The 14812-nt window shown below is 58.7% G+C and carries 11 protein-coding genes; 7 read left to right on the forward strand and 4 right to left on the reverse strand.

Translation table 11 applies throughout. From position 1 onward, the window contains the following. A partial coding sequence (locus tag P9L99_04265; GenBank protein ID MDP8222550.1) for a PAS domain S-box protein occupies positions 1–2071 on the reverse strand: 2071 nt, incomplete at its 3' end. Between the two features lie 671 nt (positions 2072–2742). Next, positions 2743–3258 (reverse strand): hypothetical protein, encoded by a 516-nt coding sequence (locus tag P9L99_04270; protein ID MDP8222551.1) that lies wholly within the window; start codon positions 3256–3258, stop codon positions 2743–2745. A 194-nt stretch (positions 3259–3452) separates the two neighbouring features. Here P9L99_04270 and P9L99_04275 point away from each other — a divergent pair, with 194 nt between their 5' ends. The 7 genes from P9L99_04275 (at position 3453) to P9L99_04305 (ending at position 11665) form a co-directional block, all read left to right on the forward strand. Continuing rightward, positions 3453–3791, forward strand: a complete 339-nt coding sequence (locus P9L99_04275; GenBank protein MDP8222552.1) for a cupin domain-containing protein — start codon at positions 3453–3455, stop codon at positions 3789–3791. A 20-nt stretch (positions 3792–3811) separates the two neighbouring features. Continuing rightward, entirely contained in the window at positions 3812–4360 is a 549-nt protein-coding gene (locus P9L99_04280; GenBank protein MDP8222553.1) for a hemerythrin domain-containing protein, read from the forward strand. 121 nt (positions 4361–4481) lie between these two features. Continuing rightward, entirely contained in the window at positions 4482–5114 is a 633-nt protein-coding gene (locus P9L99_04285; GenBank protein MDP8222554.1) for a hypothetical protein, read from the forward strand. 32 nt (positions 5115–5146) lie between these two features. Next, entirely contained in the window at positions 5147–6715 is a 1569-nt protein-coding gene (locus P9L99_04290) for an FAD-dependent oxidoreductase (GenBank protein MDP8222555.1), read from the forward strand. A gap of 181 nt (positions 6716–6896) precedes the next feature. Beyond that, positions 6897–8210, forward strand: a complete 1314-nt coding sequence (locus tag P9L99_04295; protein MDP8222556.1) for a hypothetical protein — start codon at positions 6897–6899, stop codon at positions 8208–8210. A gap of 621 nt (positions 8211–8831) precedes the next feature. Beyond that, positions 8832–10637, forward strand: coding sequence for an alpha/beta fold hydrolase (locus tag P9L99_04300; protein MDP8222557.1), 1806 nt, complete (start codon positions 8832–8834; stop codon positions 10635–10637). Positions 10638–10864: 227 nt separating this feature from the next. Continuing rightward, on the forward strand, positions 10865–11665 hold the full coding sequence (locus tag P9L99_04305; GenBank protein MDP8222558.1) for a hypothetical protein: 801 nt from the start codon (positions 10865–10867) through the stop codon (positions 11663–11665). A gap of 1 nt (position 11666) precedes the next feature. Here P9L99_04305 and P9L99_04310 read toward each other — a convergent pair whose 3' ends face one another. Together P9L99_04310 and P9L99_04315 are read right to left on the reverse strand one after the other, a co-directional pair. Continuing rightward, a complete protein-coding gene (locus P9L99_04310) occupies positions 11667–12950 on the reverse strand; it encodes an alpha/beta fold hydrolase (GenBank protein ID MDP8222559.1) in 1284 nt (427 codons plus the stop codon). A gap of 84 nt (positions 12951–13034) precedes the next feature. Beyond that, positions 13035–14591 carry a hypothetical protein gene (locus P9L99_04315; GenBank protein ID MDP8222560.1) on the reverse strand — a complete coding sequence of 519 codons (1557 nt, stop codon included), beginning with the start codon at positions 14589–14591 and terminating at the stop codon, positions 13035–13037. Positions 14592–14812: the final 221 nt, after the last annotated feature.

The raw sequence follows: 14812 nt of genomic DNA on the forward strand, positions 1-14812 counted from the left end.
GTGCCTCGTCGGTAGCGAGTTCGAGTTCGATGTCCTCGCCGATCAACCGGCGCAGCATGCGCCCGGCTTCGGCGATGGTCTCGTTGAGATCAAGCGCGCGCGGATGGATGATCTGTTTTCGCGAAAAAGCCAGCAGTTGTTCAGTCAATCGGGCTCCGGAATCGGCCGCCTTGGAAATATCGCGCAAGTCGCGCGCTTTGGGATCCTCCGGGTCGAACTCCTCCAGCAACAACTCGGCAAGCCCTTGGACCGCGGTCATAATATTATTGAAGTCGTGCGCTACGCCGCCGGCCAAGCGACCGACCGCCTCCATTTTTTGCGCCTGTTGGAGTTGTTCTTCCAGCGACAGACGGGCTTGTTCGGCCAGTTTGAACTCCGTGATGTCCGGAAACACCACAATCCCGGCGATGATGTCCCCTTCCTCATCCAAGAGCGGAGCCGCGCTGGCCGAAACCCAATGGTCATGGCCGTCGTGCCGAATGATCATTTCCCGGTTCGTTGTTTTTTCTCCCCTTTTGATCGCGGCGGTCAGCGGCAGTTCATCAACTTTGTACGGCGTACCATCCGGATGGTACGAGGGCCAGAAAGAAAGGCGGTCCTCTAACGCGATGGATTCGCCGTCGGATGGTCGGTTCGCGGTTAGTTCCAAGGCCTTGGTATTGAGCATCCGAATAACCACACCTGGTGAATCGGCGACGACGACCGGCACCGGCATTTGATCGATGGCGAATTGCAGCAGCCGCTCGTGCATTCGCGAACGTTTCTCGGCGAGCTTACGCTCAGTGATATCCGTGCAGAACGCGATATATTGGCCTTCGGATAGAGCCACAGCGTCCAATGCGGCATTCACAATGCGGCCGTCCTTCGTTTGCATTAGGACTTCCGTGGACAAACTACCGTCGGCTTTCAATTGACGAAACATGTCGTCAGCGTCGGGAAACAGTTCGGGCGGCGAGATCTCGTTGATCATCATGCCCAGCAATTCCTCTTTCGTGTACCCGGTGATGTGGGAAGCTGCCGTGTTCACATCGACGAACATCCCCTCTGCGTCGGTCACAAGAATGCCGCCCGGCGCGTTTTCGACGTAAGCCTTATGTTTCTTTTCGCTCTCCCGCAGCGCGGTTTCGGCAAAATGCTGGCGGCTTGTGTCCTCGTAAACGACCACGATTTGGCCGTTGGGCAAACGGTAAGCCGTGTTCTCGACCCACTCGGTGATCCTGTCATCCTCGTAACGGCGAACGGGAAGATGTGTGGTCTCGCCGGTCTTGTAAACATGCCGAAGAACATCCAACAAGCCGATATCCGTGATTCCGGGGAACACGTCGGTCACCCGTTTGCCGACCACCTCCTCCTTTTTCACTTTGCTGCATCGTTCCCCGGCGGGGTTGATATCGACGATGAGGAAGTCTTCGCCGTTATCGATCGGTTCATAGACGACAACGCAACTTTCAATCGAATTGAAAAGTTGCCGCATCCGCGCTTCGGTTGTCTGCAGGCGATCCTCGGTTTGTTTTCTTTCGATAATTTCGCCAATCAACCGTGCCGCCGTCCGCAGCCGCGCTTTGGCGTTTTCGATAATAAAAGGCGGCCGTGATTCGTACTCCTGCGCCGATCGAAGTGGTTCTTCAACGTCGATTTGATAGCGCTCGGCGATTCCCTGGAGACGCTCCCGGTCTGTGGGCGGGTCTCCGTATCCAAAGTTGATGGAGCCGACGACTTCATCGCCGGCAAATATCGGTACCGCATAGAGTCGAATGCCGCCCCGACACTCAACGTCTACAATTTCGCCCGTCTCAACCGCCTCGCAAGACGCGTCATACCAACAGGCCCCATGGCAACGGCGTTGCCCGGAATTCAATGTCTGCTGCGAATCCCCCGGGCGTACTATTTGAGACGCATCATCCAGAATGCCGCACCAAGCGGAGTGAAAGATCTCGATCGCGCTCTCACCGTCTTTCTCATATACGGCGACCGACGTGCCCAGTAAATGTACAAAATCGAAAACGATATCGCGCAGCACGTCTTTGCCCACGCTGGAGAAAACCAACCCGGCACCGCTGGAGGCGGACAAGTCTCCTGAGAACCGCTCGATAAATTCCGTCCGCCTGCCGGTATGTTCCCCCCCCCCAAGAAGCCATTCGATCTTTCTCAGTTCAACTTCGGCCCGGTGCTGCTCCGTAATATCTTGCAAAGATCCATAAAGACGCTCCGCCCTACCCGACGGCCCCATCTCGGCGCAACCCCATGTCACACAGCGGCGGATTGCGCCGTCTGATCGAATAAGTTCGATTTCAAAGTTGAACGTCGCTCCTTCTTCGATCGCTCGTTGAACCGCTTCCTGAACCCTTGCCAGGGAATCCCCCGCATATAGATAACCCTGTTCGCGATAATCCGGCGCCCCCCCGGCAGGGTCGATCTGAAGTATGTCGTACAGCCCATTGGTCCAAGTTACCGAACCTGTGGCCACATCCAATTCCCAACTGCCGATTCGCGCAATCTCTTCCTTTCGCGCCAACATTTTTTGCCGACGTCGCAGAGATTCTATTTGGGTGATTCTGGTTCGCAGTCGCGCGAGTTCGGCAAGCAATTCTTCTTTTTCTTTATGTTGGTCGCTCAAAAGGTGCTCCGATACTCTATCTCCGGACCAATCCATTTTGGCCGTTTTTGCGTCTTAATTATAGCAGGTTTCTTCGCGTTTTTGCGGAGGATTGAACGCGCGAGAGGCTTTTTCTTAGCGCGGAACTATCGTTCGCGAGTCTCAAGCAATCCGGCCAGAGATCGTTGCTGCTTGGTAGTAAACGTGTTTTCGAAACGGCCGAATTTCACGCTCGCCGCCTTTGCCTCCGCCAGACGCCGCACGAGTTCCGGCGATACCTGCACGATCCACGTCAGGCTATGACCGAGCGAGGAATCCCGAGGTCCCGAACTAACGTTCTGCGCGCTCATTTCGACGCGCTCGCCATCAATTAAGAAGCCGACGAAATCGTTATCCGTGTCGCGTAAATCCGTGCTGAACGCCCCGAAGAAAAACGTGACGACTTCGGGGGCTGCCGGTTTCCGGCCTTCTGCCGAAAAATGGGCCGACATCGTGCACGTATTCAGCGGGCCGGCAAAGTTCAGCAGGCCGGTCGACACCGTGGTCACATTTCGATACGAATCGTATTTGACGGTCGGCTCGGCGGAAAGTGACGCGCATCCGGAAAGCCCGACAAGCAGGGCAACGACGAGAAAAAAGCTTCTTCCGCACCAACATTGCATTTCAATCTCCTCCCCTTAGCTGCGACATTTATACGTCTTTTTGCTGCCTTCGTGTAGGGGTATTTTTTGCCTCGCGCCGACTCGGCGGTCTCCGCTAACAAGAGTCTCGGATCCGAAAACGGGTAATCGCCACCAACAGTGCTTATCATGATGGTCAGGAAGTTGATCGTCGATTTCATCAAAGGAGAATGGACGTGAGCAACCACCTCCCACCCGCAACCGCGGTGAAGCTCGTTGATCTGGTCGCGTACGCCGACGACGCCGTGGTGAGTCGCACGCTGACCAAAAACGAGGCCGGGAATCTCACCCTCTTCGCCTTCGACGCCGGGCAAGGGTTGAGCGAACACACCGCGCCCTACGACGCAGTCGTGCAAATCCTGGACGGAGAGGCCTCGCTGACCATCGGCGGTGAAACGATGCAAGCCGTTCAAGGCGAAACGGTATTAATGCCGGCCCACGTGCCGCACGCGCTTCACGCAGCCACGCGCTTCAAGATGCTGTTAGTGATGATCCGCGGTGGGGCCGAAACGTAGAAAAGAAAAGGAGTAAGGGCATGGAAACGAAACGCAAAATGATGCCGATTGGTCCGCTTATGATCGAGCACCGGCTTATCGAGCGCATGATTCGCCGCATCGAACGTGAACTCGAGGCGATGGCGCAGAGCGGTGAGGCGGACGTGCTGTTTCTAGACCGCGCCGTGGATTTTATCCGCACGTATGCCGACCGCTGTCACCACGGTAAGGAGGAGGACATTCTTTTCCGCGAGCTGGACAAAAAAGATCTGACGCCCGAGCAGCGTCGCATCATGGAGGAACTGTTCGAGGAACATGTCTTGGGACGTAACACCGTCGCCCGGCTCGTCGCGGCACGTAATCGTTATGCTGACGGCGATGCAACGGCGTTGGCGGAAATCCGCGAGGCTTTGGCCACCCTGGTCGATTTCTACCCGGTGCATATTGAAAAGGAAGACAAGCATTTCTTCTTGCCGGTGATGGAACACTTCACCCAGGCCGAACGGGACGCCATATTGCAAGAGGGCTTTGATTTCGACGCCGGACTCATCCACGAAAAATACAAGGAACTCGTGGCAACGCTGGAATAGCTCTAAGCACGAACTTAACCGTAGCGCTACTACTCCTTCAATTTGACCCGGCCCCTTGCCGGAAAGCGGTTTCGCGTATAATCTCGCCAGACGCAAACAAACCATATTGGATTCAGCGACAATGAGTAAATACTTCCTGGTAATTTTGCTTGCGATCCTCGCCCTGCTTTTCGCCTGCGCGGACGGAAACGACGGCCATAACGGTCAGGACGGCCAAGTCGTTTATGGCGACGATGACGCCGATGACGACGCCTCTGACGACGACACCGTGACGGCCGACGACGACGACGCCACCGACGATGACAACGACGACGCGACTCCCGGCGATGACGACGACGACGACGACGGCCTGACCGTCGACGATCTGTTCTATGCTGACGATTGCCCCGAACTCGCTGAGTGCGTTGTCGAAAGCTGCCAGGATTTCTCGGACCCCGACAGCTACGCCCTGCTCAACTGCTCGCTGCAGTCCTGCCCGGATGAATACGACGCCTGCTTCGGCCCTTACGGAACCGGCGAATGCGTGTCCGTTCTCAAATGCCTCGAGGCCTGCCTGCCCGACGATTGCCTAATGGAATGCATGGCCCCGGCGTCCTACGACGAACTGCTCGAATTCGCGGAAGTCGGCATTTGCGTCGAAGACAACTGCCCCGACGCCCTGGCCGACCCGCTGGGTAACATCGGCTGTTTCCTCGGTGTCTGCCTTGACCCGGTGGCCACATGCTGCGGCGGAACCATCTTCGGGTGCATGTAACACGAGCCCCCAACCTGCGGAGTTTTAAAACCATGAGTAAAAACGACGACAAGACGATCAGCCGACGCGGTTTTCTACGCGGCGGTTTGGTGTTCGGCGCGGCAACCGTCACCGGCGTGCTGACCGGATGCGCGGGCGAAGACGGCGCGGACGGCAAGGACGGCAGCAACGCCTACGCCAGCGGCTTCGACATCGATTTCGCCGAAGAGTACGACGTGATCGTCGTAGGCGGCGGCGGCGCGGGCCTGACATCCGCCCTCGAAGCGGCGAACGCCGGAGCGTCGGTTCTGCTTCTGGAAAAACGCGATGCGCTCGGCGGCAGCACGGCGCTTTCCGGCGGCGTGGTGCAGGGTTCGGGAACTACGTATCAGCAAGCCTTCGGCATTACGGGCGACAGCGCCGCGAAACACGAACAGTACTGGCTGCTGGCCGGGGAAGGCGCAGTGGACGAAGATCTCGTGAGCCTGTTGGCCGCGAACTCCGGCCCCGATGTCGAGTGGCTCGGTGGTCTCGGCGCGGTCTACGAAGACATCTACGCGGTGGACAGCATCCCTTACATCCCCGCCGACCTAATGCTCGCGCGCCTTCATGTGGCGACCGGGCTCGGCCACGGCTACGTCGATGTTCTGCAGGCGGCGGCCGAATCCGCGGGCGTGACGATTCGTCTCGAAGCCCCAGCCGCGGCGCTTATTCAGCACCCTGACCTAGGTATCGTGGGCGTCACGTCGACGGTGGACGGAGCCGACATCAACATTCGCGCCAAGCGCGCCGTGATCCTGGCGTCAGGCGGTTTTGACCGCAATCCCGAATTGGCGCGGGCGTTTTCACCGCAGCTTTACAATGACCTGCAAAACAACCTTGTGCTGTCCAATTCCGCCAACGAAGGCGACGGGCTGAAGATGGGCATGAACGTCGGTGCCGATTTGGCGGGCATGGGCGGCACGATCAGCTATCCGGCGATTCGCGTCGGACGAACCGAGGGCGGCACGCCCATCCCCGGCATTTGGGTCAACGCGCAGGGCCAGCGCTTCGTCAACGAAGCGGCCCATTACGGATACGTGTCGCGCGCCATGTTCGCGCAACAGGAACACATCGTCTGGGCCGTGTTCGACGAAACCGTTCGCCAAATGGGCGGCGCTACGATCGGCGGCTGGAGCGACGATCTGAGCAGCGAAATCGAGAGTGGCAAAATCGTCACCGCCGACACGCCCGCCGGGTTGGCCGCGGCGATGGGCGTCAACGCGGGGATGTTTCCGCTCACGCTGGCCAAATGGAACAACGACCTAAACGGCGACGCCGCCGACAGCCTCTTCGGACGCGAGGTCGCTCTGCAAGCGTTGGACACGCCGCCTTACTTCGCCACGCGCTGCCTCTGCTACAACGTCGGTTCGGTGGGCGGATTGAAAATCGACACCGAAGCCCACGTGATCGACACCGCCGGGGCGGCGATTCCAGGCTTGTACGCGGCGGGGATGGTCTCGGGCGGGTTTATCGGCCCGTATTATCCCGGCAGCGGTACTGCGGTTTGCGCCACCTTGGTTTTCGGGCGCATCGCGGGGCGCAACGCTGCGGCAGAAGAGGAAAAGGTCATCGAGACGTAGATCGCTCGTTGACCCGTTCAACTGACTTCGGGCCGTTTTCCGCAAGCCGAACGCCGGTGTGCCCGGCTATCCTTCCATATTGTCGTGTTTTTTATTTGGTATAATTGATACGGTGTTGGTCGTTTGACACGTTTTGTCCAGACCGCATAAAGTGGGTTGTATCGGTGGAAAGGGGACGGCCATGGCGCGTAAGGGACAAACGCCGCTGAGTGAACGCGACGAGGCAATTCGGGAAGCGATCCAGACCATTTTGGGCATGTCGGTTCCCAAGTACATTTCGATCACGTACGGCCGCTCGCAGAAGGCCGCGCAAATCATGTTCAACCAGCCCGAAACCCGCAAGGACCGCGACGAGGAACTACTGGACGAAATTTTCGAGAACAGTCGCGACGCCGACCGCTTTCTGACCCATTTCATCGCCCATATTCTCGGGTCCGATGAGCGCGTGCTGAGTAACATCCAAACGACTATCGATTCGCGCTTTCAACTCACGGAAGCGGAGAACACGATTCGCAGTTTGTCGCGGCCGATGCTCTCGGAGATCCCGGAAGTCAACCAGATCGAGATGGTCAACGACAAGTATTTCTACGCGGCCCTCGACATGCAGCGGGCCTGGGCCGACGCGAAGAAAAAGCAGGAAGACAGCGACGCGCCGGTGCGCATCCCCCACACGCACGAGCAAATCCGCCACGCCTTCCAAACGGTCATCGACATGGCCCGGCTCGTGATCGACCTGAAGTTGACCGACGATTCCCCCCGCGCCCGCGAAACCAAAGCGCGGGCCTACGCGTTGCTGGCCGCCGCGGCGATTCAAATGGGGCGCTACGACATCGTGGAGCAAAGCCTCGCCGAGTGGCGCGATCGCTTCGAACTGCACAACGACGAGAATATCCCCCTGCGCGTTCGCAACCTGCTCTTCCAAAAGGAACTCTGGCTTCGCAAGCGCAAAGGAGAATTCGCCGCCGGCCTGAAAACCGCCGAGCAGCAGTGGAGCGCGTGCGCAACCGACGCCAAACCGGCGCGCTGGATGGAAGTTGAGCCCCTCGCTTGTATCGGGCTCGAACTGGCGGCCTTGGAATACCGCACGCAGCAAAATCAACACGGAGAAAACAGCGCCGCGGCCGTTCAGGCGCAGGCCACCGTCTTACGCTGGCTGGAACGTTTCGACCACGCGCCCGACCGTACCGAGGAAATCGGGCATTACCTCAATACCGACCCCGAACTCGAAGCGGTTCGGGAAAAATCAACCACGCCTCCCGTCGCGGAGAAATGGAGCGAACTGATGAAGAAATTCGGCATGTTGGCCTTGGTTTTGGCCGCCCTAACCCTGTGGGCGGCGCTCGTTGCCGGTGCCTCGCCGGACGTAAACCTTGCCGCGCCGGCTGGTCCGGTTTTGGATAGCGCGCAGGCGTTTTCGGCGGCGGACTGCCTCCAAGCGGGCGCCAACCCCGGCAAAATTGTTATGGATTTACTCCGCTGGATATTCGCCCTGTGAGGCACGCTGAAGCGACATTCTGCGCGGCAAACACCTGATCGAGATAGAAGCGAGCCGCTTGACTACCATTTATTATCGTTATTAACTTGGTAGATTTGTTTTTCTATTGACATAGCCCTCTTCGTTGCCTACACTTGCTTTGTTTCGTAGCGTATGCCGCTTTGGCGGCTTTTCATTGATCCCGAGGGCACATCGTGGCGCGTACTCAGAACTCGACTCACCAGCTCGTTTTTCCGGTTTATCCGCCACGCACCCCGCTCATCACATTCAAAACGTCGAGGGATGGCGTTTGCCGTCCCCTTAATAAGCGGATCACCTCGGACGCCGCCGGCCGTCTCTCTCCACCGGCGCGCCGTTCGGCAGAATCCGCAATTCGGACTCTCCTGTGTGGATTTCGGTTAATACCTAGCCCTTCACTCATTCTCCACGAGAGTTCGGATTGTCGTGCCTGCATTCGGTGGTATCGTTTACCGGTAAAGCCGGCTTACGCGGAGCGATTGTGCGTAATGGAGGCGGGGCGTCTCCCTCGGCGTATTTCTCATTTCGATGGCTTCAACGCCAATGGCGGATCGCGCGGTGGGCGGCGGTCTCACTCGGCTGGGTGTGAAAGGGATGGTTAGCATGAAGTCTTTTTTGCGTTTGACCTTGGTTCTGCTCGTGGCGGCGCTCCTGTGCCTGGCCGCGTGCCAAGCCGACGATGACGACGACGACGCGGGCGGCAACGACAACAACCCGGGCGATGACGACGGGGCACCCGGTTCCTTCGGCGACGATGATGTTCCCAGCCTCGAGGAACTGATCGACGGCGTCGAAGTAGAGTGGTTCCCCTGCTCCCTTTACGAAGGATTGGATGACGGACGCGCCGAGTGCGCCGCCACCCAGATGCCGATGCACTGGCTGGAACCGGACGATCGCACGTTCACGGTGTACGCCAAACGCCTGCCCGCCGAGGGCAAGGCGGCCACCGCTCAGCTTTGGCTGTTGCACGGCGGACCCGGCGCTTCCGGCGTAATCGAATTTCCCGTTTGGATGGAATACTTCCACGACTATCATCCGGACTTCGACATCTACACGCTCGATCCACGCGGTTCGGGTTTTTCCGAATACCTCGAGTGCCCGTTGCAGGAGAGCAAGTACGGCCCGGCCGGCATTTCCTTCACCTTGGAAGAGGCGATCGCGTGCGGCGCGTACCTCGAGGAAAACTTCGGCGACGATCTGATCGTCTACGGCACCACGCATAGCGCGATCGATGTCGGCGCGTACATTCACCACACCCGCGAGGAAAACCAGAAGGTCTTCGTGTGGGGCGGTTCCGGAGGCGTTTTCTGGGGCCATCGCTACCTGCAGTATTTTCCGGACCAGGCCGACGGCATGATTTTCGAGGGCATTGTCCCGGCTGAGTCGAGCATTGCTTTCCAGGACGAATACGCCGACAAGGCCGTGCGGGCGATCTTCGACTTGTGCGCCGCCGACGAGTTTTGCGACGAACATCTTCCCGATCCCGAGCCGACGCTGTACGCTCTCTACGACAAGCTCGACGCGGGCCATTGCGCCACGCTGGGCATGACGACGGAATACTTGAAGGTCTTTTTCGACCAACTCGCGTACTACTGGCCTTGGTACGCGACGATTCCCGCGATCATCTACCGCGTTGATCGCTGCAGCCCGGAAGACATCAACGCTGTCGCCCTCTTCTTCAACCAGGTGTTCGGCTCCGGCAAGACGACCGACGACCTCGACAAGTTGTCCTTGAGCGAAGCCCTGTTCTATCACGAGATGTCCTCCGAACTCTGGGAGCACAGCCGCTTTCCGACCGACGAAGACCTCGTGACGTACCTCGACGGCGTGTACGAGACTTCGCTCGTCGGCTACGGCAAAGGCTACGACCGCCACGAGATCTACCTCAGTTGGCCGGTCTACGACGACCCCGTCGACGATCAGTGGGCGACCACCGACGTGCCGATGCTGATGATGAACGGCGTGCTCGACCCTTCCACGCCGAACGACTTCGCGCTGGAGATGGGCGAACATTTCAATGGCCCCCATCAGCACTTCTACAGCTTCGCCTACGGTGCGCACGGCGTCTCGGGTGCTTCGCCCTACCTGGACGGCGAAGACATCGCCGATTGCGGTTACAAGCTCTGGTCGGATTTCATGGACGATCCCACGGCGGAACTCGACGACGCCTGTGTGGCGCAGAACTTGCCGCCGAATTTCGAAGGCACCGACTACGCCCTGTACTTCTTCGGAACGGAGAACTACTGGGAAGGCGGACCGGCCATCACGACCAGCGGGGCTAATCCGGCGAAATCGTGGCCGGATCACATGTTGGAACAACAGCGCCGTCAGATCAACGATCGCGTGCGGCGCGACGCACCGGATATTGGGTTTTACGCGGAAGTTTTGGCTCGAGACGCCCTGCGCTAAGCGGAGGGCAAAAAAGGACGAAATTACCCAGCCAACTCAAGCCAAACTTCGAACCGTGATTGGGCGACCGAAAGGTCGCCCTTTTTTTTATCCGCCCGGCGGATTGGTGCCGAAAGGGTGGCTGGGCGTTTTCGACGATTGCCGCGCATTTTCATTTATGGCAAAGTTCGCGCAAAATTTTCTCATCCTTGCTTATCTTCGTAACGACCGCAGAAGGAGTTTTTAAGATGCGTATTTCCTGGCTGATTCCGATGTTTCTTCTTGCGGTGATATTTGTTCTCGGAGCGGTTTTCGCATGTGGCGATGATGATGATGACGATAACGACGATAACGACGACAACGACGACAACGACGACTCGAACCTGCCCGGTGACGATGATGCGACTGACGATGATGACGACACGAGTGGCGACGACGACACCGGCGACGACGACACCGGCGGGTCCGTCGTGTTTTTTGAAGAGGATTTTGAAGATTACCCACTCGGCGATGTTTCGAATTTTTTCGATGATACGTGGAATATCTTCGGCGACGAGATCGCGTGGAACATTATCAACGATGACGGGAAGTCGAGTGTCGCACTCCAGGCTCTCGATTCGGATAACCTTGCCGACTACGCCTGGGGGCGGGCTTCGACGTATCTTTCGGGAAGCGCGGAACTCGCCGATTCATTCACCGTCGACTACGACGTGCGCGTGTTGGGCAATGGCAAAATGATGTTTGGCTGCCACCAAGACGCCCTACTCCGGTTCTTTATCAAAGTCGGCGACGGGCAAGTCTCAACCCCACTGTCCGGAAATTGCGGTTACCTCGACGAGGAAGATTGGAACACCATCAGCCTCGACGTGTTCCCGCAAGCCAACAACTTCACCGTTTTCATCAACGGCGATAATAGCGACTGTCAGCATGTTTCCTACTCGGGCGGCGGCGCACCGCTGGACGGGTTCTTTTTTGAATATATTGATGACGGCGGGGATTGGCTCACGGATTCGCGCATCGACAACATCGTGGCGCGCACTTTCGACTAGCTTACTCGCGCAGTTGCACCTTGTGGTCGATGTGCTCCGGATACAGGTTCTGCGTAATCACATTCAGATGCGGTAGATCCAACAACCGCCACTCCAGCCACGCGGTGGTGTAGCGGTTTGTGATCTCGAGGCCCAACGTCGAGTCGATGAACTCGATGGGTTCGCCCGTGTGTACGCTTTCGCCCGTACCGCAACCGTCGCCCTCACCGAACAAACTCGGCGTGAGCGAACAGGCGTCGGTATACGTGTAATGCCCGCCAAGATAAAACTCGATCTTTAAGCGAGGCGGCGGCGCTTTGCGCCAGATCAAACGAAACAGCCGCGTGTACCCCGACAGCGTGTGATCCTCAAGCGATACGAAGGTCAGCAAGCCCTCCATGTTGTCGTTGATAATCGGGATGTCCGGCCCCGCCTGCGCCACACAGGCCGAGAAACGCGGGTCGCGCCGGAAGACCTCCAGCACGGTGTTGCCGCCGAAACTATGCCCGACCAGCGCCGCTCGCGTCACGTCGATCTTGTCGGTAAAAAAGTCGAGCGGGTCGTCGGCGTTCAATTCCTCGGCCACGTCCAATAAGTGGATCATGTCCTCCTGCCGCAGCAGGAAATCGGCCGGCGATTGCAGCGGGTTGTAGATAATAAGACGGTCCGGCAAAGCGGCGGCGAAGGCGTTCCCCGGGTGGTCGGGGGCGATCACGATGAAGCCGCGGCTGGCTAGGTGCTCGCAGGTCGTGTGCGCCGCGAAACGAATCGACGCGTTGCCGTGCGAGTACAAAACCACCGGGAACGGTCCGCCCGGCGCGATCGGCACATCCCGCGAGGGCGCGAAGGGAATGGACATGTTCGCCATTTCGTCGTCGGGCAGCAGCAAGTTAAAAATGAACTCGACCAGCCCCCCCCACTTGCCAAACAAGTCGATCGGCGTGTCGTGCGGCCCGATGTCGTCCGCGGGCAGAATCGGATACCACATTTCGGTGAGCAGGGGGCGATGCCGGATCGATTTCTCATCTTCGGCAAAGGTGTCGTACTCGAAAACGCGGGTCGTGACGCCCACGGCGTAAGGCCCATACTCTCCGGGGTCCGTCAGGCCGGGCGATGTGTCATCATCGTTGTTGTCGTCATCATTATCGTCGTCATCGTCATCAACAGCGTCGTCATTGTTGTCGTCATCGCCATCGATAGCGTCTTCCTCGCCGCTGTTTTCGTCCTCATCGTCACCGCTGCAGGCGACGATCGTCAGTGAAAACAACACAAACATAATCAGAAAAAGCACGGATAAACGACGCATCACAGCCTCCGTGGGCAAAACGCTTTCCAAGATCGCGCAACGGTTAATGATATTGAAAGATATTCGCAAAACGTAGCCGAGTTTTCAATCCGCGCGTTCGGCAAGCCAGGCAAGCAGGTTTTGGGTCGTCAAGCGCCAGACGGTCCTTTCGCTCAACAGGAACAGGCCACCGGCTTCCGGCGACCAAATCACTTCGCGCACCATGTGCCCGACGCGAAAACGCCCGAGCGTGCGGCCGTCGGAAAGTCTCTTCACGTAGACGATACCGTCGTAGTAAACCGGCAGGAAGATCAGGTCGTGCTCCGGCGCCACGGCCAAGGCGCGCACCATCGGCGGAGACGGCAACCGGCCGACGCGGCGCAGTGAATACGTATCGACGATATCGACGCTGCCCGCCAGCGGCCTGGTGACGTAAAGCCGGCGGCCGGCCTCGTCCAACGCCATGCCCAGCGCAAAGGCTCCCAAGCCGACGTGGCGGTTGCCGACCGGACGCGGCCCCTCACCTATCGTCACCTCGGTCAGAAAATGCGACAGAATCCAGCCCGACACGTAGCAGCGGCCGCCGCTCGCGGCGCAAAGCACTTGGAAAGGCCACGAGGTATCGGTCGGCCAGACCTCCCGTTCGCAGCGCTCAAGATTGATCCACGAAAATTCCGGCTCCGGCCGTTCGCGAATGCCCGCGAGAAACCCGGGATACGGCGTCGCCGCTAGATCCACCCAGTCGACAAACGAACAGCGTTTCTTGACGGCCAGGCTCTTGGCGTCGAAAAGAATGAGTTCGTGTTTCTCTTTTTCCCAAAGGCGAAAATAGCTTGCGACCGTGCGGCCGTCGTCGACGAGCGCGATTTGCTCCGGATGCTCCGGATACTGCGGCGACAAGCGGTACGAGCCGTCATCCAGATTGATGCGCCCGATCAAGCGCGCGTTTTTCTCTGAGAAAAATAAGAGCCGGTTCGCCGCGTCGATTTTGATGTCGTAGAGCCGCGGCAGTTGCCGGTACTTCTCCATCTCGCCCGCGTGCGCGCTTTCCTCCCCGAACAAGGCGTCAAGCTGCGGCTCCGGCCCCGGCACTACAAAAACCGCGAAGGCCGCAAAACCGAAAAAGAGCACGGCCGCCAAGGGCCAGGTCGCTTTCCCGTAGAAATCCCAAAGAGACCACCCCTCGCGGCGCCGCGACCATTCAAAGACAACGGGCGCCACAAGCAACGTCACGACAACCACTTTTTCGACGCCGTAGTGTTCGGCCGTCTTTGCCGCCACCAATGCGCCGAGCAACAAAACCGGCCACAGCAGAAAGCGCGGCCATCGCCGGTCGCCGAGATAACCGGCAAGCCACCAGGCGACAAACGCGGCCGCCGTCATGGCCTGCATCGCGGTGGGTTGAGCCAGCAGCAGAAACGTGTACGTCGTGGCCAGCCAAAGCCAAAGGACAAAGGGGCTGATCTGGCGATACACCGTCGGCAATCGCCGATGCGAAACCGGCATAAACAACGCTACGAGAAACAGAACCGGAGCCGCGCACGATCCCAGCAGCAAGGCAAAAAACAAGTAGGTCAGGTAAACCTCTCGGGCGAACACCGACCCGGCCCCCAACACGCCGAGGGCTAACGAGACGAAAATTACCGTGGTTAGAAAACGCATGCCCGGATCGGCCTCTCCACGTCGCAACTCCCCCCGACCTTGCGGGAGGCGGCGATCGTCGAAGTAAAAAACCTACTCCCCCGCTTTAGCGGCCTTTCGCGCCGGACGCAAGACAGCGACCCTCGCATCGGGCCATCAGCGGCTCTCGCTTCCCGCCTCCAATTGCCTGCGGCTTGGTTTCGCATTAGGCTTTGCTATCTATCGCTTAACAAAGAAAGCTC

The organism is Candidatus Lernaella stagnicola, assembly GCA_030765525.1.
Classification (GTDB): Bacteria; Lernaellota; Lernaellaia; order Lernaellales; family Lernaellaceae; genus Lernaella; species Lernaella stagnicola.

Bases quoted from the DNA above. Each gene is read 5' to 3' on its own strand.
- P9L99_04285 (MDP8222554.1), top strand. From the start codon at position 4,482: ATGAGTAAATACTTCCTGGTAATTTTGCTTGCGATCCTCGCCCTGCTT.
- P9L99_04310 (MDP8222559.1), bottom strand. From the start codon at position 12,950: ATGCGTCGTTTATCCGTGCTTTTTCTGATTATGTTTGTGTTGTTTTCA.
- P9L99_04315 (MDP8222560.1), bottom strand. From the start codon at position 14,591: ATGCGTTTTCTAACCACGGTAATTTTCGTCTCGTTAGCCCTCGGCGTG.
- P9L99_04270 (MDP8222551.1), bottom strand. From the start codon at position 3,258: ATGCAATGTTGGTGCGGAAGAAGCTTTTTTCTCGTCGTTGCCCTGCTT.
- P9L99_04280 (MDP8222553.1), top strand. From the start codon at position 3,812: ATGGAAACGAAACGCAAAATGATGCCGATTGGTCCGCTTATGATCGAG.
- P9L99_04300 (MDP8222557.1), top strand. From the start codon at position 8,832: ATGAAGTCTTTTTTGCGTTTGACCTTGGTTCTGCTCGTGGCGGCGCTC.
- P9L99_04295 (MDP8222556.1), top strand. From the start codon at position 6,897: ATGGCGCGTAAGGGACAAACGCCGCTGAGTGAACGCGACGAGGCAATT.
- P9L99_04305 (MDP8222558.1), top strand. From the start codon at position 10,865: ATGCGTATTTCCTGGCTGATTCCGATGTTTCTTCTTGCGGTGATATTT.
- P9L99_04290 (MDP8222555.1), top strand. From the start codon at position 5,147: ATGAGTAAAAACGACGACAAGACGATCAGCCGACGCGGTTTTCTACGC.